Source organism: Maribellus mangrovi (assembly GCF_037646455.1).
Classification (GTDB): Bacteria; Bacteroidota; Bacteroidia; order Bacteroidales; family Prolixibacteraceae; genus Draconibacterium; species Draconibacterium mangrovi_A.
In genome coordinates, this window is record NZ_JBBIXN010000001.1 from 809,816 (window position 1) to 831,538 (window position 21,723).

A 21,723-nucleotide genomic window follows, 5' to 3' on the forward strand; every position below is an offset into this window, starting at 1 on the left:
CGATACGAATTCGGTGCTAAACAATTAATTTACACAAGCAGCTACTTGATCTCCAGTGTAATAAAGCCTTCCGCATCCCAGTACAATCCCCCTTCGGGTAAAACGACGCCATTCAGAATTTGAGCTGTCCCGGTAATTCCTTCAAAACGTCCGGTTCCACCAGTGTAATCGCCGTGGCCCGTTACCTCTCCGGTTGCAGGATTTATCCAAGCAAAGCCCAACATATAGACTCTCTCACCGGTTGCCAGCAGAAGATCCAAGCTTACTTCGTTATAAACTACCGGTCCTTCGGGTGTCATCATCAGTTCGCAATACAGTTTTGTATACGTACTTTGTTCCTGAATAAACTTTCCCAGGATATTAACATGCCCAGCCTCCCAACCGCTGGCGCACATGTCATAAGGGGGGCCAAACGTTTCACACTGAAATCTCCCCGCTGCCTCATCGGGAATAATTTGCATCCAGCCTTTAATTTGGTGAGTTTTTGTTTTCTCGAATTTAGAACTCTTGGTAGCAACCGCATTTTCAGATTCAACAAAATCATCCTGACATGCTACGCACATAATCAGGATTCCGATCAGTAAAAAAAATACTCGTTTCATAATTTTCCAATTTTAGGTTAAACATTGATTTCCTTCATCAAAATTATGGAGTATGCTTGTCTTCGGGTTGTTGATTTTTCTCAGAAGTTTGTCGATATATCTCAAATGAAAATTGAGGTAAATAGTATGAACTTTAGAAATATTTGGGAGCTTGCTGTTTAATCGATTCTAAATCACCTCATTGGTTTTTAAACTTTGATGCACAAAATCGGTAGGACTGTAACCAAACTCTTCTTTAAATACTTTACTGAAGACGGATACACTTTTCATGCCCACTTCGTAGCCCACTTCGGTGATGTTCATCGAAGTGGTCTGGAGCAGTTCTTTTGCTTTTTTCATGCGCAATGTTCGAATGTATTTTGCGGCAGAAATATTTGTAAGCGCACTGAATTTACGATACAATTGCGATTTACTCATGGCCATTTCATCGCAAAGCACCTGGATCGTAAAGAACTCATCTCCCAGGTTTTTTAAGATAACCTCATTAAGCTTTTGAAAAAATTGATCTTCTTTCCGCACGACAGGATCGTCGGATAATTCCAGGCTGTTCCCGTTGTTATACCTTTGAAAAAGTTTTCGGCGCAATTCGAGCAATTTTTGCATACGCACCAGTAATTCGCGTTGATTGAACGGTTTTACAATGTAGGCGTCGGCTCCTTTTTCCAGTCCCTCGATCCGTGATGGAATATCGGCTTTCGCGGTAAGCAGAATAATTGGAATATGACTGGTCCGGTAGTCATCTTTCAGCGTTTTACACAATTCAAAACCATCCATACCGGGCATCATTACATCGCTAATAATGATGTCGGGGATTTCATCTACCGCCAATTCAAAACCTTCTTTCCCATCATGTGCCACATGAATTGAAAAATGGTTTTGATAACAGGCTTTCAGGTATCCTATTACATCGGTGTTATCTTCGATGATCAGCAAACGATGATGACTGTTATTAGCAATCTGCGGCATCTCCTCATAATCAGTCTGCTCAGTCCACAACTCAGCTTCTTCATCCGCATCCGTCACCACAACTGATTTTTCGCTTGCAGGAATATAAGGCAAACACACCGTAAAAACGGTGCCGACTCCGGGATTGCTTCTAACTTGTATCGCCCCCTCCAATAGTTGCACCAGTTCGCGTGTGATCGCCAGCCCAATTCCAGCACCACCCTCTTTGCGGGTACTTTCGCCTTCTACCTGGTAAAAGCGGTCGAAAATGGTATTCTGTTTTTCAGGAGGAATTCCAATGCCATTGTCTTTAACTTCGAAACAAATATTCTCATCGTGTCGATACACTTTCATGCTGATCTGCCCGCCATCGGGGGTGAATTTCAGGGCATTGCTTAGCAGATTGGAAACAATTGACGCCAGTTTTTCAGGATCGAATTCAATTTCATACGACTGACTTTCGGAAGAAAAGCGCATCGAAATATTTTTCTCTTCGGCATAAAATTCCTGCAATTGGAAAACATATTTCAGGAAAGGAATAATGTTGGCACTTATTTTATTTACCGACATTCTTCCCGATTCCAATTTGCTCAAATCCAGCATCTGATCGACAAGCTGAAGCAGGTTTTTCCCGTTTTTTATGATTGTATCCATTTTACCGGGAACATTTGAATGACCGTTGTTTTTGGCCGAATCAGCCAGCCCCAGAATTACCGTTAGCGGAGTGCGGAATTCATGTGTGATGTTGGTGTACAGCCTGGTTTTGGCATCATTTATTTCTTTTTGATGTTCGGTTTCACGACGTTCCAAGTTGGTATAAACCTTTTGCGCCAATAAGGCCGAACTAAAAAAAGCCAGGGTACACGCCAGCACTGTTGAGGCAAAAAGAATCAGGTTCCACTCAGGCGGGAGCAGATCCTTCCCGGGAAGGTTTTTATCGGCAATGGCCAGGTAAAGCACCGAAATAAAATAAAGGGAGAAAATTAATAGTATAAGCCGGGAACTTTTAAAACTTAAAGCAATGATAACAGGTACTATCCCGATCAAAATGATTCCCCCGGAGGTTAGCAAACCACCCATGCGACGGGTGAAATAAAAAACGATCAGCAGTAATCCTAGTTCTTTTGTGAGTATAACATACTTTACTTTTTTTGCAAAAAAGAAAACAACCAGCAATCCTAAAGCAAATGCAATTCCGGTTAATCCAAGATAGCCCAAAACAGGAATTTTGCCGATAAGCGACTCGATAACGCAAATCATCATCCCGCCGATAAAAACTATTTGAAGCACAAAATGAAATTTTCTCATTTCACGCTCTGCGGCATCAAATCTGTCGAAGAGCCAATAGTTTAGCCGGGCTTTAAGATTATTATGGATTGGGACAGAACTCATGGCGACTTTTTAAAGTTAGTTACCGAACAATTCCCGGGGAGTCTATCTATTTTATTTCATAGTCACCCGGTGAATATTATCAGTTTATTTCTTTACGAACTTTTTCAGGCTTTGGTTATCTTGCATTCGAATTCTGAGCAGGTAAACTCCGGCTGGAATTTGACTGACATCCAGACGTGTTTGATTATTATTTACCTTGTAAGATTGCAGCACCTGTCCGTTTAAGGTTACAATCTCTGCAGTAGAGTTTTGTACTTTCTGAGGCATTTTTAGGCTTATAAAGTCATGAGTAGGATTTGGATAAATGACAATCTCATCCAACAATTTTTGATCGTGACGAATTGAACTTGTTAAGCCATTTTCATTGAGAACTGCGAGCCCGCTACCCGTAGCAATCCATTTTGTACCGTCTGTTTCAACTTTAATTTGATACACTCTGTCTGATGGCAATGATGAATTTGATTTGGTATAATAATTCCAATATGCGCCATCAAAACTAGCAATACCGTTATCCGGATCAATAAACCAATATTTATTCACTCCTTCCATCGTGTGTAAAATATGATGATTATCTATACTCATTATTAACTGTGAAGTCCATGTATTTTGGGTTACATCCAGTTTCCTTATACCTAAAAATTGCTGAACCCATGGATTTCCCATATCATCAATATACATAGTAACATAAATCAATCTACTATCCGACAAATAGGAACGCCAATTATCCCCTTCTATTTTTAGTAATACCAGATCAGCCGTAACGAGTTCTCCAAAATTACCAATGTTGGTCAACCAGATATTTCCATTCTTGTCGGTAGTTACATTGGCCACATAATCAAAAACGAGCTTGGAATTTTCAGGTGTTATTTGCTTAAAAATTCCTTCATCCATCTTATACAGATTAGTGCCTGTAGTTATCCAAACCGTATTGTCTCTGTCGATGGCTAATGAATTTATGGGTGTAGATTTGTTATATTCCACTTTATCCCACGTTTCTCCATCGAACCGATAAATGGTGGTTATCACATCCTTGTCCTCGACTTCAGGCCCCGGTTTTGCAGAACAAACGATCCACTTTACTCCATTTCCATCGATTTTTAAAGTGCAGGTTGTATGTGCCAGAATATTAGGATAAGGATAATAGTTGGTGCTTTTATCCGCCTTATTTAGCCGGACTAAAAAGCTGTCAGTCGCTGCCCAGATAAAATCATCTTCAAGGGCAACAGATGTCACCGTTTGTTCACAGAGATAAACCTCCCAGTTATTGTCTTGCGCAGTAAGAAAACCGCAAAAAGTGATGCTCACAAGTATTAGTAGAATTCTTTTCATGACTTTCGGTTTTAAATTGATTTCATTGTTTATTCTAACTTACAGCCAAAATCCGGGTAAGAGTAAATTGATATTCCCGATATTTTGGTGAAATTTTCATGGAAGCAAAATCGTTTATTGCTTTACAAATTTTTTCAGGACTTGATGTTCATCCGATTGAATTCTTAGCAAATAGACCCCCACAGTTAAATTACTCACATTCAATCTTTTTTCATTACTATTCAAGTTATAAGACTGCAACACCTGACCATTAATGTTTACAATCTCAACAGTATAGTTTTGCATTTTCTGAGGTATTTTTAGGATTAAAAAATCATTTGTAGGATTGGGATAAAACGAAAATGACTGTTCTTCCGCTGACAATTCCATACTCAGAGATGTTGCCAATTTCAACGATGCCAGCCCATTTTCGGTGGCAATCCACTTTGTCCCGTCAGCATCGATGGCAATTTGATTGACCGTATTAGAAGGTAATTCTGAATTTGAAGTTGTATAGTAAATCCAATTCGAATTCTCATAAACAGCAATGCCTTTTTCTTGCAACTTTAATCTTCTTGAACACCAGATTTTTCTCTCTCCCTCAACTGCATAGAAATGAGGATATTCTTGTGCATCCAAACTGCCTATATTAATTTGCTCTGTCCATGAATCACTAACAGTATCTAGTTTATTCAAGGCAAAAAGTTGTTGAACCCACAAACTTTCATGGCTATCAATACCGATGTTCAGTAAAGCCCAGGTTCCTGTTCCCGAAAAATGTACATCCCAGTTATCGCCATCAATTTTCATCAGTACCAGGTCAGCACTAATCAGACCACTATAATTACCGGAATTAGCTACCCAGATGTTCCCCTCGTTATCTGAAACAACTTGATCTACATGATCATAGACCAACTCTGAATTTTGAGGCGTAAATTGGATACAAGAATCCTGAATTATTTTATACAAACCATCGCTGCCTGCTTTAGCTATCCATTTGTTATTGTTTTTATCAATTGCCAGGGAGCTTATTTCGCCGTAACCTAAAGTGGTAATTTTTCTCCACTGTTTCCCATCGAAACTATATATGCTGCTGTTATAATTTTCATAAATACTTCCGCCACTTGGCAAGTATTCAGAACGAGCAAGCCATATTACGCCGTATTTATCGGCTTTTACTTTATACGAACTTCCTTTCTCATCAAGGTAAGGATACGAATAATAAGTAGTGCTTTTATCCAACTTATTTAACCTGACTAAGTGGCTGCCAGTGGCAAGCCAAACATTTTCTTTTTCAAATGCAATAGATTTTACAGCCTCTCCCTGCAGATAGACCTCCCAGGTATTTTCCTGTGCCTTAACAAAACCAAGCAGGCAGATGGTTAATACTAAAAGTAAAGTGTGTTTCATGACTTTCGGTTTTAATTGATTTCACTTATAAGACTAAATTAATTTGAAAACGATGAAACGAGTTGATGAATTTTCCCGGAGTTTTGTTGATACGTCCCAGCAGAAAAATCCATCAACTCAAGAGCTTTTACTCTTTAAGAATCAGGGTTATTTCTCCCACTTCATCCCAGCTGGCGATTCCTGTTGCGGGATCAAGCACACCATTTAATATATCGCATTCTCCCGTAATTCCCTCAAATCTTCCGGTGCCATCGGTATATTCATTGTATCCGCTGATTTCGTTGGTCAGAGGATCCAGTACCATGTGGCTCACAAGAATAATTTTATCTCCGTTGTTTCTTACAAGTTCAACATCGGCTGTTATAAACACCGTTGGCACCCCATTGGTCATTTCCATACCACATTGGACTCCATGGTAGGTACTTTTCTCCTGCACTAACTTTCCCAGGATATTTGCCTGACCGCTAATCCAACCGGTTTCGGCCAGTGCCAAATCGCTGCCTTCGGGCAAACAGGAAACAATAGGACCGTTGAAATCAGGAATGGAGCTGACATGGCCCCGAAGTTCAAAGGTTTTGGTTTTTTCGTACTTCGCACTTTTGGTGGAAGGTGCGTTTTCAGGTTCAACAAAATCATCCTGACAGGCTACGCATAAAATCAGGATTCCGATCAGTAAAAAAAATACTCGTTTCATGATTATCATTTTTAAGGTTAATTGTGATAATCAAATTAGCTTTTTCTTACCTGACCAAGTTTAAGTGTGGTTTCAAATGGTTTTGAATGGAATGTTGACTGGGTTACATTACTGTTGTTCAGGTTACAGAATCGAACTCTGAGTTTCGCATTTGAGTAGGCGAAACACCGTAAATTTCGCTGAACACCTGTGTGAAATAAGCTGCATTTCCAAATCCGCAATTGTAAGCAATTTCGGCAATCTGACGGTCGGTCGATACGATCAGGTTTCGTGCTTTTTCAAGGCGGTAAGAACGTATCATCAGCGATGGTACTTTCCCCGTCAGCGCTTTTAACTTTCTGAATAATTGTACCCGACTCATTCCTATGTTTTGGCAAAGTTGTTCGGTATTGTAATTTTCATCCGAGTAATTCTTTTCCAGATCATTCTTTACCTTCTTCAGAAAAACTTCGTCGAGTGAAGTCCCTTTTCCGCTTTGAATCAATTCGGGGATGTAATATTTATACCTCGACTTCAATTTTCTTCGCAAATCAACCAGATTTTCGAGCCTTACAATTAATTCCTTTTTATTAAACGGTTTCACCATGTAGGCATCAGCACCTTTTGATAATCCCGCCAGTTTTGATTTTTCATCGGCTTTTGCAGTTAAAAGAAGCACCGGAATGTGGCTGGTTCTCAAATCATTTTTTAATCGGTCGGTCACTTCAAACCCATTCATCTCAGGCATCATAACATCAGAAATAATAATATCAGGTATGTGTTCCAGCGCTTTATCAACACCTTCTTTTCCATTATTTGCCGCTACAATTTCAAATTCGTCATTCAACATTTTTATCAGAAAACGTGTTAAATCCTGATTGTCTTCAATGATCAGTAAAACCGGCAAATCCTTTTTGTCTTTTGGCCGAATGGATTCTTCAACGGTGTTTTGATGTCCGGCAATTCGCTTTCTGAGGGGAACATCGGTCGTAGTGAGCTCATTGATTACCGGGATTTGAATTGTAAATTCCGTCCCCTTATCGATTTCACTTTTCACACTTATTTCACCTCCCATCAACTGTATGTATTCCTTTACAATGGCCAGGCCAATTCCAGTTCCACCGCTTAGCCCCGACTCGGATTTTTCAACCTGGAAGAAACGATCAAAAATTTTACTTGCCAGCTCAGCGGGAATACCGGAGCCTGTATCTTTGATTTTTATGATCAAATTGTTGTGTTCCTTTTCAGGCGAAATCATAATATAAATGTCCCCGTTTTCGGTATTTTTGAGTGCGTTGTCCAAAAGGTTCGTGAGAATTGACTCCATCTTCTCAGGATCAAAATCCATGAATATTTCAGGAGTATCATACAACTTATGTAAGCGTGTATTTTTTTGTTTCGAGATACTTTCAAATGAAGCGACTACATAGTCCAGCAATTCGATTATGTTTCCATTGATCTTATCCAGTTCAATGGTTCCTGAGTCCAGTTTTGCGAGATCAAGCATTTGATTCACCAGCTTCAGTAACTTTTCTCCATTTCTCGAGATCAGCGAAAGATCTTCCTTTTGCCTGCTATCCAACTGATCACTTAAGATTTCGGTGATGCCCAGGATGACGGTTATGGGGGTGCGGAATTCGTGGGTAATATTGGTGTACAGGTTGGTTTTTGTAGTATCGAGTTCCCGGAGTTTATTTACCATGAACTCCTGGATACGGATTCTTTCATTTACAACGTCGGCAATAAACAAGGTGGTCAACCCACAAAGAAAGACTGAAAATATGATGAACAGAATCAGGTTAACAGTTGGTGGCATTTGTGGCTCAATTTTTACAATTGGTTGCAAAATGCCGGCAATAATTAAGGACAAAGAGTATAGAAGAAAAAGGATTAACGACCATTTTATGCGTTCGAAATGTATGGAAAAAATAGTAGCAACCAATCCGCTCAATACAATTCCACCGGAATATGGAATACCGCCCAGAAGTACGATAAATAAAGCTGTATGAATAATAATTACGATCAGTTCTATGAAAAAAACGACGTCGATGTTTTTTGTTATTTTGACAAAACTAAAAAACAGGAAATAGGTCAGGAACATGGAAATCCCGTAGTAAGAAATTATGCGCTGTCTCAGGATCAATACTGAAATTGTAACGACGAGCGTGTAGCTCATAAACACGAAAGAAGCAGTCAACAGAACTGATTTTCTTTTTCTGTGCTTGTCGTCTTCATCTTCTCCCAGAAAGAATTTTTCAAGCCAGGTAATATAATTACTAAACCGGAGTGACATTTAGAATTCGATTAGTTAACTCGTTCGTTCACAAAGTTTTTATTCTAACTAAGTTACAAAATACGAATCAGATAAATAAGTAAACGTGAGCTGTTTTCTTGATCCAAGTTGTGTACTAATAATCAATTACTGATAAGCATAAAAAAACAGGAAAGCCGCAGCCTCCCTGTTATCAGTTCTTTTAAATATGTCCGGGTCTAACAAATCTCATTAATCCTCGTATTCGTGAAAATCATTCGAAAACATCGTCCAACCCATTCCGATATTCTATCGGATTTTAAATCGGAAAGTCGAATTCCAGAGGATTTTCATTTTTCTCCATTTAAAACTGGAGATCGATTTGCAATGCAACTACTTCGTTTCACGCACATGAATTTACAGGCAGAGCAGCAATTATTTACTGCTTCCTACATTGGAGATTTCACCTTCACCTGCTAAATACATTCCAAGTCTATTCCCTTCCTCATCGAACACAACATAACCATTCACAGTCGATTGTCCGGATACATTTTCAAATCTACCGGTACCACCTTCAAGAACCAGGGTGCCATTAACTTCAAAAGTTGTTACATCCACAGTTCCGGTAAATGTTCCATATGCCAAATCTCCATTAGCAGCGCAAAATACAATATCATGAATAGAAGTAATTAGTGGGGGAAATTGAGACATATCACTACTCACAAATTCCCAGGTACTTTTCGTCTCATCCAGTTTTCCAAAATGCGAAAGAAAGCCAGATATTGTTCCCCAGTCAGGATGCTCTTCATTATAATAATTAAACACTTCACCTATTGATGGTACCATCTTGACTTCAGCTTTTTTCAAGGTTTCATTTTCCAATAAAGGATCTGCAGGGAGGATATCTTCATTGCATCCGAAAGCAAAGATGAAAATCCCGAATAGTAGAAAAATAATTCGTTTCATAACTTTTGTTTTTTAGGTTCAACTTTCTTTTTTTATTATTCTTCCCGAATCTTAAATCAGGAAGTGAAAAAGGCGGGCAGAAGCCGCCGGGACTTTCTGCACCACCTTTTAAAAAATCGTTAGTCGTCGTGATCAGGGAAAGCATAGGTAACTTTACCGAGTGCTTTGCCCAGACTAGCGAACAAGTGACTAAAGTGAGTTCCGTCGTGTATTTCAAACTCGTGCTTGATCTTTAGCTGGGTTAAGTAGTTGTGGTAATAAACGTTAGGCTCGTAAGCAAGCAAATCATCATTCGATCCGACATCAATAAAAATAGTTTTTAGTTTTTTCAGACCGAGTTGATATGTCGCAGAAAGTGCGAAAAGACTTTGGGCATCCAGTTTCTGCATCAAAGCTTCGTTCGGAATGACTTCCCCTGTAGCACTAAAGGTAAAGGGGAGATCAACATAGAGCGGCGGATTGTCGGGATTGGGAAGTTTAGCAGCAGCCGTAGAATAGATTGTATTTGTAACAAACTTGTAGGGCTGCATCGGGTTGTAAGGAGTTGTGGGGAGGAGTGTTCCGTCCCATAAGTCTTTTTCCCATAGCATATACGGGGCCATAAACAGAATACCCGCAGAACCTCCCATCCCGGGTGATGATGCTGCAACATGACGAAATACATGCGGGTATTTCATCCCCAGTTTCAAAGCTCCGGCTCCTCCGGCAGAATGACCGACTACTGCTCTCCAGTTAAAATGCGCAATTGTACGCAAATTTTCATCGATAAAAGGGACCAGGTCCTGAACGATATAATCTTCGTAACTGCCTTGAACGGGCGAATTGGCATACCCTGAGTGACCATATTTCGTAGATGCGTCAGGCATGACAATAATGGCTTCTTTTACCTCGCCGGAGTTCATCAGGTTGTTGATCCATTGCGTGAAACCTTCCTGTGGAAAATCGACGGGAGCTTGTAATAAGGCTATTTGTTCAAGGATCATGTAGGGCACGGGAGTCAGTAATGCGTTTTCCGACGCCGGAATTCCGTGCAGGTAATAAATAACCGGGAATCTTTTATCCGGACAGCTGAAATAGGACTGTGGAAGATAAATGTTCACATTGCGCAAGGCCGGATCGCCGAGCAAATTCCCCTCCAAAGACGGGCTGTAGAACTGTGTCGTTATTACCGTGCCTTCTGTTAATCCATCAGGAATAACAATCGCACTTTTTGTAACAACTGACACATCGTTTTCAGGTTCGACAAACTCATCCTGACAAGCTACGCTTAGAATCAGGAATCCGATTAATATAAAAATAATTCGTTTCATGATTTTTGGTTTTAAATTGAATGTAAATTATGGGAAAACCAAGAGGCTCATTTCCCTGGTTTCCTAAAAAAATTGCCGATTGTTGCTACTTTAGAAAAGAGAAATCGAATTGAAAGTCTTTCCCTCAGTATCAAACTAATGGCAAACCAAACTTACTTTGGCTCCTTCCAGGGGTATGAAATTCACTCCATCCATCTCGGCCGGTCCGTGTGCCTGAAAGTTGGTAACAAGTCCCAATACATCGCCAACCGTGCGTATATTTCTCATATTTAAAACCAGATCGCCCGACTCAGGCTTGTAATTCATTACTCTTGTGAAAGTGTATTCATTACCTGATTCGATAAATTCCCCGGTTGATTCGTCCACATACAAACCCACAAGTTTTTCTGTTTTAATGTTGTAATGCACGAGATTATCATTCATAACCACCTGTACACTAAGCGTTCCTCCTACATATTCTCCGGCACAACCACACCAAAATACCATAGGAACCTGTTCCATTCTTGAGGATACTCCCTGAGCATTAGCACTAAAGGTTAACATACCCAAAAGGGCAAAGCCGATTAAAAAAGTTTTGAAGATTTTCATGATTTTTCATTTTAAAGTTAAACACCGATTTTTAAAGCAATTTAGCCCCAAAACAAAGAAAGGTGTTTATGGTTCTTCCTGATGTTTTTATGAAACTTCCCAACTTTAATTAGACTTCACATTCTCATTGATTTGTTGCTGACTTTGAAACTCCCGCGGACTTTCGCCATACTCATCTTTAAAAAGCTGACTGAATGCTGACACACTTTTCATTCCCACTTCATAACCCACCTCAGTGATGTTCATTGATGTGGTCAGCAAGAGTTCTTTGGCTTTTTTCATGCGCAAGGTACGAATGTATTTTGCAGCCGACTGATTGGTAAGCGCACTGAATTTACGGTACAACTGCGATTTACTCATGGCCATTTCATCGCACAGAACCTGGATATTAAAGAATTCATCTCCCAGGTTTCGTTGAACAATTTCGTTCAATTTTTGAAAGAATTTGTCCTCTTTCTGAATGACCGGATCATTAGAAACTTCATGTGTATTTCCGTTGCTGTATCGGCGGAAGAGTTTTCTGCGCAATTCCAGGAGCTTTTGCATGCGCACCAGCAACTCGCGCTGGTTGAACGGTTTTACAATGTACGCATCGGCCCCAGTTTCCAAACCTTCAATCCGGGAAGGAATATCGGCTTTTGCTGTTAACAGGATGACAGGAATATGACTGGTTCGGAAATCTTCCTTCAACTTCGTACACAATTCAAAACCATCCATTTCAGGCATCATCACATCGCTGATAATGATATCGGGAATTTCTTCCACCGCCAGTTCAAAACCTTCTTTCCCATCTTGTGCGATATGAATTGAAAAATGATTTTGATAACAGGCTGTCAGATAACCCACCACATCGGGATTATCCTCAACAATCAACAGTCGTTGATGACCGTTGGAACTGATTGGCATTAAATCATCCAGATCCGTTTTATCTTCCAGGGATACAGCTTCGTCATACAGATCTGCAAATCCAACTGATTTTTTTGTAACAGTAATATAGGGCAGTTTTACTGTAAAAATGGTACCAATTCCTGGACTACTTTGAACGTTTATAGAACCATCCAACAGGTGCACTAATTCCCGGGTTATGGCCAGTCCAATTCCGGCGCCGCCTTCTTTGCGGGTGTTTTCTCCATCAACCTGGTAAAACCTGTCGAAAATAGTATCCTGTTTCTCCTGCGGAATTCCAATACCATTGTCCTTAATTTCAAAACAGATGTTCTGATCTTTCTGGTAAACTTTCATGCTGATTTGTCCACCATCGGGTGAAAACTTTATGGCGTTGCTTAGCAGGTTGGAAACAATCGATGCCAGCTTTTCCGGATCAAATTCAAGCTCATAGGACTGGCTTTCGGAAGAAAATTGCATGGAGATATTTTTCTCCTCGGCATAAAACTCCTGCAGTTGAAAAACATATTTCAGAAAAGGAATGATGTTAGCGCTTATTTTATTCACCGACATCCGGCCCGATTCGAGCTTGCTCAAATCCAGCATCTGGTCAACCAGTTGAAGCAGGTTTTTGCCGTTTTTAATAATGGTATCCGATTTACCGGGAATGTTATTCTGCCCGTTATTTTTTAAAGAATCTGCCAGCCCCAAAATAACCGTCAGTGGAGTACGGAATTCGTGCGTGATATTGGTGTAAAGCCTGGTTTTGGCATTGCTGATTTCTTTTTGGCGCTCAGTCTCCCTGCGTTCCAGGTTGGTATAAATCCGTTGTGCGTATAAAGCAAAAGCAAAAACATATGACGTAATAGCAATAAATGTTATTCCAAAAAGCTGCACATTTACATCCGGCGGTATTAAATCCTTCCCGGGAAGATGGTTGTCCATTACCATTAAGGTACTTACTGAAATAAAATAGATAGAAAAAACCAGAAGCATCCATCGGAAATTTTTAAATATAAGAGAGAACAGAACCGGTGCAGCTCCTACCAAAATGATTCCACCACTGGTTAAAATTCCTCCGGTATGATACACGAAATAAAATACAATAGCTTCCATTCCAATTTTGGCAGCCAGCAATAAATACTTAATCCTTTTTACAAAAATATAGCTGATAGCCAAAACTGACCAAAGACACAAACCTGTCAATCCAAATGCTTTAACAATAGCAACATTGCCAAGCAAAGGCACCAGAAGAGAAAGCATAAAACCCAGAGTAATCATTTGACTCCAGACATGGTATTTTCTCATGTCTTTCTCTTCTGTATCAAATCGATCATACAGAAAATAGTTTAGTCTGGCTTTAATTCGCGGTGGTATTGGGATGGTATTCATGGCAGTTTTAAAGTTAGTTGCCGAATAATTCACCGGGTGACTAGTTGTTTGATCTCACAGTCACCCGGCCGGTTTATTGCTTTACGAATTTTTTCAGGCTTTGGTTATCCTGCCACTGAATTCTTAGCAGATAAACACCGGCTGGGATTTTACTGACGTCAAGTCGATTTAGTTTGTTATTAATGTTGAAAGTTAGCAGCACCTGTCCGTTTAAGTTTATTATATCGACCGTTGAACTTTGAAAATCACTAGGTATTTTTAGACTTATAAAATCGTGTGCCGGATTTGGATAAAAAGAAAATGACTTTTGTTCTGTTGACAATTCCGAACTGACAGCTGCTGCCAATTTCAATGATGCCAGTCCATTTTCAGTGGCAATCCATTTGGTTCCGTCAGCATCAATGGCAATCTGGTTCACGTTATTGGAAGGTAATGAAGAATTTGATGTCGTGTAATACGTCCAATCCATTCCGTTAAAATGCGCGATGCCTTTACTGCCAATTGTGAACCAGATTTTATTCTGACCGTCAATTGCCTGCAACGAAAAGGTTTCATTCAAACTTAAATATTCCGTCCACGAATTGTCTTCCAGATTCCACTTAAACAGTTCGTTAGTGGATTTATAGATGTAACCCTGAATGTATAAATGATCTGAGTTATCGAATACTACCTTTGCATAATAGCATGATGGTCCGGGAAAAGAAGACCAAGCTTCTCCATCGTACTTCATTAGGGACATGTCGGGCAAACTACCACCGTAATCAATCCGATTCCGATAGGTATTTCCGAACCAGATATTTCCACTCAGATCGGAAGTTACTGCGTAAACGTAGTTGTAGGCCATTCCGGAGTTATCAGATGTATACTTCTTAAAATGAGCACCATCATATTTGTAAATATAGCTTTTCCCCAATCCGGCAGAGGTAAGCCATAAACAGCTATTTTTATCGGTTTCTATTGAAGAAGGCACCCAAAAATCATAGGGGAGATTATATTTTTTCCACTCTCCTTCATCAAAACTATAAAGTCTGTTTACATCCGGTATAATATTCCCGAAGGAAATCCATTTTGTACCTTTGTTACTTATTTTCAAATTATAGAAAGTATTTTCTGCAAGTTCCGGTATTTCCAGGTAAGGATAACGAGTGGTGCCGGAATCGTTTTTATCCAGCCTTACCAGAAAACTATCGGTTAGTGCCCAAATAGAATCGTTCTCAAAGGCTACTGACTTTACTGCCTGTCCCCGGAGGTAGACATTCCAGGTATTTTCCTGCGCCTGTAGGACACTAAACAGGCTTATCGTTACAATTAAAAGTAGAATTCGTTTCATGGCTTGATAATTTCAATTGATTTGATTTTAAAGCCAATTTATCACCAAAAACATAAAACGACTTCCCGGATTTTCCCTGATGTTTGCCAAAACTTCCCAAACTTCCTTCAACAAACAAATTGGAATTTTTCAGACTAAAACGCGAACGATATCAAATTATTGAATCACTATTTTCCGTGCATATATTCCATTCGAAGAGGAGGCTTTTACAATGTAAATTCCTGTAAGCAATTCGGGTGTGGTGATAGACTCGTAAGCCGAAATTGAAGATTTATAAATCAATCTGCCTGAAAGATCAAACAGTGCCAATGTCACCGGTGTTTCGTTATTTGAGATTTGCAGAGATTTGTTAAACAGTTTGATATACAATGGCATAATTGATCTTTCATCAGAAACTCCTGTCAACAACTTAGAATCTGTCTTCATATCCACGATATTAAAATCCTTCCATCCTTCTTCAGCCTGATAAGCACTTTTTGAGCCGGCAGGAACATGAAGTGTACACTGCGAGATATTGATAAATGCAAAAGTGCTATTGCCGGGAAATTCTTCAACGGCGACTAATAGTGGTGGTGTGAAGCTGTGAACATATATCTCGTTCAGCCCCCTGCATGCTGCAAAAGCAAAAGATCCTACAGATTTTACTGAAGCTGGAATATCGATGCTTTTAAGGTTCATACATAAGCCAAATGCTTCTTGTCCTATTTCTGTAATCGTTTCAGGTATTTCAAAACTTCCGGCATTTAATGCAGAGCAAAATACAAGTTTTGTTTTCTGTTTATTGTAGACGACGTTGTCTTCACTCATAAAGGCAATATTGTTCGTATCAACATCAATAGTTAATGCAGCACGCACACTTGAGGCAAATACATCAGAACATATTTCAAGGGCACCAACACCGATTGAAGAAACAAATTCGGGAATGTAGATACTTTTTAAACTGATACAATCGTTAAAAGCCCTATCTCCAATGGAAGTTACGGAAGAAGGAAGATCAATTTCCACCAGCGCAATACAACTTTTAAATGCCTGTTTACCAATCGAAACTATCGAAGTGGGAATATTAACTCTCACCAAGGTGTCACTATCAGAAAAAGCACCGTCGCCAATTCCCGTCACACTGTAATCTACTCCTTGATAAGCAACTTCGGGAGGCACTGTAACTTCACCGATATAATCTTCCCCACTGGTAACCTGTACCTTATTTATGCCGCTTACTTCGTATCTGATACCGTCAACCGTAAATTCATCGCCAACGGAAGTTTGTGACATTAATAAGCCCGGCAGACAAATAAAGACTATTAGAAGTAAATAAAATCGTTTCATGACTTTTTGTGTTAATGATTAGACTTTCTTTAGCAATGGCACGCGTTCGAAAACGCGCGCCAGTATTTAATTCAACTCCTAAAAGTAGACGATCACTCTTTCTGTCATTGTTCCCTCACCTGTATCAGGATCCGCAGTGGTTGCAATTCTTGTAACCTCACCATCTGTTGCTTTGGCAAATCTACCGGTGCCGTAAAGAAACTCTGATTGAAAATTTTCAAAAATCTTGTTTGGCCACCCTAATTCAGGGTCAGGATAAACTTCCGAACTGGTTATAAACCAGAGTGTGTCTTTATTTGCTGAAATGTATGCCGTATTGGCGTTGGTGTAAAATGGGAATTGCATACCTAAACCTGTAACCTTCATATATTTTAGCAATTCGGTATTACCCATATGTTTTGCGATACCGCTGCCTTCATAAACGAGATCGAATGCCCACCAACCTTCGTCTCCCCATGGGTAAAAATCAGTTTGGGAAATTAGGATTGTGCTAAATACAGTTTCAAATTCCAGAGGGTTGTTCACTCCGCTCTTCAGTACCGGATCCGGTTCTTCTATAAAAGTTTCGGTACAGGAAGTGGCCATAATAAAAATGCCGATCATTAAAAATTTAATTAGTTTCATGACTTTTTGATTTTTGGTTAAACACTGAATTTCTCAATTAGCAAGTTCCTGCAAATAACTGACAAGCAAAAACAGCTGTGTTTCAAATGATTTAAACCTCGTTTCAAAAGCTTAAATCATGTTTCAGTACTAGAAAAATGAAAACTACTAGGCACTAGTGACATTCGATAAAACATTGTTTGACGTTCTAATTATTAGTAACTTATAGTATCATTTCAATTTGAGTAAAAACCAAAAGTCTTTCAGATGTCGGCACGACCTTCAATGGATGAACAATTTCTGCAGAAACTGACCCGGGCTATCGACGAACATTTGGCCGATGAAAACTTTGGTGTAAACGAGCTGGCCGCCGAGTTGGGGATGAGCCGCACCACCCTTCACCGAAAAGTAAAACAGGTGATCAAAAAATCAGTGAGCACTTTTATTCGCGAAACCCGATTAAAAAGATCTATTGAATTGCTTCAGAATAAAAGTGGTACCGTGGCCGAAATTGCCTACCAGGTTGGTTTTAGCAGTACTACCTATTTTACCAAATGTTTTCATGATTTTTATGGTTTCCCTCCGGGAGATGTACTAAAAGGAAATCATGAAATTGAAGAAGAGCAGGTAAAGGAGAAGAAAACAAATAAGCGAACCATCCTAAGCGGAGTCGTCATTACTGCGTTTATCATTGTACTTCTCCTCCTTTATTTCTCAACTAAAAACAGAAGGTTTGGAGATTCGAAACTGTCCATTGCTATCCTTCCTCTGAGTGAGATGAATTCCACAGAAAATACTTACAGTGCTTTAAGTGCTTTACGGATTCATTTGCATGGCGACTTGGGTAATCTTGAGAACCTGGATGTTATTTCAAAACTGGAGACTGACAAATACAAAAACCTGTCGGTTCTCCCGGACCTGAATCAGATCAATAAAGATCTCAGGGCTGATGTTGTTATTTCAATCAGTGTGGGGAAGGTCGGTAATAAACTGGAATTAAATACCCTTCTGGACAATACAAAAACGGGAAAACAAATCTCGGGAAACACATACAGCTTGAATCCTGACGGAGAAAACGTGGATGAAATCTCCAATCAAATAACCTTAGATGTGGCGAAGGAATTAAGAATCAGCCCCACAAAAGAAGAAAAAGAGAAGATATCTGTTTTACTGACTGAAAATAAAGCAGCACTTCGTCATTATAACATGGGAATTGGTTTATCGGAATATGCAAAAAACCATAAATTTTCACCTGAATGGCACAGAGTAATAAAAGAATTTAAAGCTGCCATTGAGATTGATTCCACTTTTGCCGAAGCCTGGTTAAAACTGGCTGAAATTTATTCGTACCGAATGTTGCCCAACAGGTATATTTCAGAATTTTTAAACCTGAACACCTTTCATAATCATCTTGATTCTGCAAGAATTGCGATAAATAATGCGGAGAAATATGGCAAAGGCAATGACGCGCTGAAGATGTTCATCCACTCACTCAACAGTACTGCTAAATTTGAAGATTCGGAACTGGCAAAAAATCCACAAAACACAAGTGAATATTACCGTTATTGCGGCTATCTGGCTTATATAAAAGAAGACTATTATAACGCGATAAAAAGCTGGCTGAAATTTGAAGAAAATTTACCGGATATAGAATTAGAAGAAATAAGTGACCTACATTACCTGAATGCAGTTGCAGCGGGTGTTGGATTCCCTGATGTTTGTGATAAGTTTGTACACTCGGCTCTGGAAAAGACATTGGATTCGGCTTATTACAAATACTCACTGATACCTGCAACGTCGCCAAGAGGGCCAAAACTATATATGGAGATGTTGTACAAGTATTATCATTTGGATACCTCCGAAATTCCATTTGTTAATTTCCTTATGAACTGCTATTTATTATATGATCCCAGTGTATTTTCCGGGATAGCCTATATGGATTCTGCATACTTCTTTTTAAAAAAACGTGTTGATCTTTTCAAAAAACAAAACAGGTACCTGGATCCCAACATTTATATGGCCTGTATTTATAAATACTTTGGAGAAGAAAAGAAAAGCATGTGGCATATACAAAAAACGCTGGAAAACCGTAGTGCATTAATCGATACGATAGCAACTCCAATGAAATCCAGAAACTGTATTCAGCTTGCACTTGCCTATTCTTTACTAAACCAAAAAGATTCGGTACTGCTTTGTATTGATAAAATTTCACAATTGGAAACTATGCCAGGTGAAACAATCTCTCAAATAAATTATTTGAAACGTGTTCAAGATCTGGAAAAGGATCAACAATTTCTGAAATACTATCAGCAGATATTATCTCACTTCGGTACTGAAAGGGAAAAGACAAAGCAGTTATTTATTGAGAAGGGATTTATAGAACCTGAAAAGGAAGATGTCTGAACGGATTAAACAAAAATAATACGAAATTATGATATAAAATCCTGATGTGAAAAAGCCAGATGAACGTGGTTTTACTAAAAACTCAACTCATGAAAAGGTTAATATCATTCCTGGTTATATTCACTTTTTTAATCACATTAACAATTCGTGCATCCGGACAAAACAGAGATCCGGAAATGAAGCAATCCGTTTATAAAGTCTCAAGAATATCCGGTATTAATTTCGACGGTATTCCCGATGAAGCTGCCTGGCAAACAGTAGACACTTTACAAATGACCATGTACCGGCCCAACTTTGGCGCTCCACCCACCGAAGAATCAATTATAAAACTGGCTTACGACAATGATTTTTTATACCTGTCGGGTATGCTATTCTACAAAAACCCGAAAGATATACGTGCAATCGGTAAAAAGCGGGATTATTTATCTTTTGCTCCTGATAGGCTGGCAATTACAATCGATTCTTATAATGACAGGGAAAATGCCTTCAATTTTGCAGTAAATCCAAATGGAGCCCGTATAGACGGGGCAATTAAAAATGATATGTTAGTTTGGGAGGATATTAATTTTAACTGGAACACTTTCTGGGATGCCAAAACCGTAAGAATGGAAAATGGCTGGACAGCTGAGATCCGGATTCCCTTTTCAAGTTTACGGTTTCAGTCTTCAAACGGAATAACTAAAATGGGGATAGCAGTGATGCGCACAATGGCAGCGACCTATGAGTCAGTCTCGTGGCCAGTACTTTCACCCAATTTCCCATTCCCCGCATGGAAAGCGTCACTAACAGCAGAGGTGGAATTTGAAAACCTGAATCCGAAGAAACCGTTATACGTAACACCTTATATTATTGGTGGTTTTGAAAATAAAAACATATTAAACGAACCGAAAACAGGCTACGATTTAAATACAAAATGGAAAGGCGATGCCGGGCTCGATGTAAAATACAACCTGACCAATAACCTGATAGCCGATCTCACAGTGAACACCGATTTTGCACAGGCTGAAGCCGATGCTCAGCAAATTAACCTCTCGAGATTATCCCTGTATTTTCCGGAGAAAAGAAATTTCTTCCTGGAAAAAGAAGACGTTTTCAATTTTTCCTTACTTGGTAACAGTAATCTGTTTTACAGTCGAAACATTGGACTTTACCAGGGTAATCCCGTTACAATTTACGGTGGCGCCCGATTGACCGGAAGAGTTGGCAATTGGGATATTGGTTTCCTGGATATGCAAACGGAAGATTTCCAAGAGAATCCTTCTGAGAATTTCGGTACACTCAGATTAAAGCGTTCAGTTTTAAATTCCAATTCGTTTATCGGAACCATGGTTACCAGCCGGCTGGGAATGAACGGCAACTACAACGTGGCCTCTGGTTTCGACGGACTGTTCCGAGTTGTCGGCGATGAATACCTGTCGCTGAAATGGGCACAAACTTTTCAAAACGATTTGAACAATGACGCGTTTAGTACGGAACCTTCACGTTTTATTTTTGAATGGCAAAGAAGGAACGATACCGGTTTTGCTTACGACCTGATATATACCTGGTCAGGAAAAACGTTTAATCCCGGTATCGGATTTGAAGAGCGACAAAATTTTCAGGGGCCACATGCTACCTTTCAGTATGGCTGGCTGCCCGGGAAAGACGCTGTGCTTCGCTACCATAAACTATCACTTAAAGGTTACCGATGGTGGAGTACAGAAACCGGCAAACATGAAACAACTACCGCTACACTCCAATGGGATTTTGAAACCAAAAAGGGGATAAAATGGTACGCCGCAGTTAATCGACACCTGGAAAATCTTTACGACAAACTTATTATAGGATACAACCAGGCCAGTGTCCCGGCCGGTGAATATTCATTCACCGATTTTAGCCTTAATTATACTACATCGAACAGACATGCGCTTACAGCTTTTTTTAATGCAACCGCAGGTGACTTTTACGATGGTCGAAAATGGTCTTTTAACACCTATCCAAGCTTAAAAATCGGCAGCGATTTCGACCTGAGTTTGTATTATCAACTTGATTTCGTAGAATTTTCGGAACGTTCAATGGAATTCACCAATCATATCGTGCGCTTTAATGGCTTAATGACCTTGACAACTAAAACTTCAGTATCGGCATTTATTCAGTATAATTCAGCAATTAACGGAATAATTGGAAATATCCGTTTCAGGTACAATCCGCGCGACGGAAACGATTTTTATATTGTGTACAACGAAAATCTCAACACCGACCGTTCACGCGTTGAACCTAAACTCCCGTTTACCTCAGCAAGAACTGTACTGTTAAAATATACTTATACATTCAGGTGGTAGATCAGGTATCAACGACTG

15 protein-coding genes are annotated in these 21,723 nt (G+C 39.5%); 2 read left to right on the top strand and 13 right to left on the bottom strand.

Annotation, left to right across the window (positions count from 1 at the left end):
- Nucleotides 1–41 precede the first annotated feature (41 nt).
- The 13 genes from WFY05_RS03120 to WFY05_RS03180 form a co-directional block, all read right to left on the bottom strand.
- Nucleotides 42–602, bottom strand: coding sequence for a hypothetical protein (locus tag WFY05_RS03120; RefSeq protein WP_340111264.1), 561 nt, complete (start codon nt 600–602; stop codon nt 42–44).
- Between the two features lie 168 nt (nt 603–770).
- Complete coding sequence (locus WFY05_RS03125; protein WP_340111265.1) at nt 771–2,939, bottom strand: hybrid sensor histidine kinase/response regulator transcription factor; 2,169 nt, start codon at nt 2,937–2,939, stop codon at nt 771–773.
- Nucleotides 2,940–3,023: 84 nt separating this feature from the next.
- Nucleotides 3,024–4,268, bottom strand: coding sequence for a T9SS type A sorting domain-containing protein (locus WFY05_RS03130; RefSeq protein WP_340111266.1), 1,245 nt, complete (start codon nt 4,266–4,268; stop codon nt 3,024–3,026).
- Nucleotides 4,269–4,382: 114 nt separating this feature from the next.
- Complete coding sequence (locus WFY05_RS03135) at nt 4,383–5,657, bottom strand: T9SS type A sorting domain-containing protein (RefSeq protein ID WP_340111267.1); 1,275 nt, start codon at nt 5,655–5,657, stop codon at nt 4,383–4,385.
- Nucleotides 5,658–5,784: 127 nt separating this feature from the next.
- Nucleotides 5,785–6,351, bottom strand: a complete 567-nt coding sequence (locus WFY05_RS03140) for a hypothetical protein (protein WP_340111268.1) — start codon at nt 6,349–6,351, stop codon at nt 5,785–5,787.
- Between the two features lie 118 nt (nt 6,352–6,469).
- Nucleotides 6,470–8,623 (bottom strand): hybrid sensor histidine kinase/response regulator transcription factor, encoded by a 2,154-nt coding sequence (locus WFY05_RS03145; RefSeq protein WP_340111269.1) that lies wholly within the window; start codon nt 8,621–8,623, stop codon nt 6,470–6,472.
- Nucleotides 8,624–9,016: 393 nt separating this feature from the next.
- Nucleotides 9,017–9,547, bottom strand: a complete 531-nt coding sequence (locus WFY05_RS03150) for a hypothetical protein (RefSeq protein ID WP_340111270.1) — start codon at nt 9,545–9,547, stop codon at nt 9,017–9,019.
- Nucleotides 9,548–9,666: 119 nt separating this feature from the next.
- Complete coding sequence (locus tag WFY05_RS03155; protein WP_340111271.1) at nt 9,667–10,857, bottom strand: alpha/beta hydrolase; 1,191 nt, start codon at nt 10,855–10,857, stop codon at nt 9,667–9,669.
- Nucleotides 10,858–10,992: 135 nt separating this feature from the next.
- Nucleotides 10,993–11,445 carry a hypothetical protein gene (locus WFY05_RS03160; RefSeq protein ID WP_340111272.1) on the bottom strand — a complete coding sequence of 151 codons (453 nt, stop codon included), beginning with the start codon at nt 11,443–11,445 and terminating at the stop codon, nt 10,993–10,995.
- 105 nt (nt 11,446–11,550) lie between these two features.
- On the bottom strand, nt 11,551–13,722 hold the full coding sequence (locus WFY05_RS03165; RefSeq protein WP_340111273.1) for a hybrid sensor histidine kinase/response regulator transcription factor: 2,172 nt from the start codon (nt 13,720–13,722) through the stop codon (nt 11,551–11,553).
- Between the two features lie 73 nt (nt 13,723–13,795).
- Nucleotides 13,796–15,052: a T9SS type A sorting domain-containing protein gene (locus tag WFY05_RS03170; RefSeq protein ID WP_340111274.1), complete on the bottom strand. Its 1,257-nt coding sequence runs from the start codon at nt 15,050–15,052 to the stop codon at nt 13,796–13,798.
- 156 nt (nt 15,053–15,208) lie between these two features.
- A complete protein-coding gene (locus WFY05_RS03175; RefSeq protein ID WP_340111275.1) occupies nt 15,209–16,378 on the bottom strand; it encodes a leucine-rich repeat domain-containing protein in 1,170 nt (389 codons plus the stop codon).
- A gap of 78 nt (nt 16,379–16,456) precedes the next feature.
- On the bottom strand, nt 16,457–17,002 hold the full coding sequence (locus tag WFY05_RS03180) for a hypothetical protein (protein ID WP_340111276.1): 546 nt from the start codon (nt 17,000–17,002) through the stop codon (nt 16,457–16,459).
- A gap of 246 nt (nt 17,003–17,248) precedes the next feature.
- On the opposite strand from WFY05_RS03180, the gene WFY05_RS03185 reads away from it, so the two are divergent.
- Together WFY05_RS03185 and WFY05_RS03190 are read left to right on the top strand one after the other, a co-directional pair.
- On the top strand, nt 17,249–19,384 hold the full coding sequence (locus tag WFY05_RS03185; protein ID WP_340111277.1) for a helix-turn-helix domain-containing protein: 2,136 nt from the start codon (nt 17,249–17,251) through the stop codon (nt 19,382–19,384).
- An 89-nt stretch (nt 19,385–19,473) separates the two neighbouring features.
- The gene (locus tag WFY05_RS03190) at nt 19,474–21,705 is read left to right on the top strand and encodes a carbohydrate binding family 9 domain-containing protein (protein ID WP_340111278.1); all 2,232 of its coding nucleotides are present in this window, start codon (nt 19,474–19,476) and stop codon (nt 21,703–21,705) included.
- The last annotated feature ends 18 nt before the right edge of the window (nt 21,706–21,723 follow it).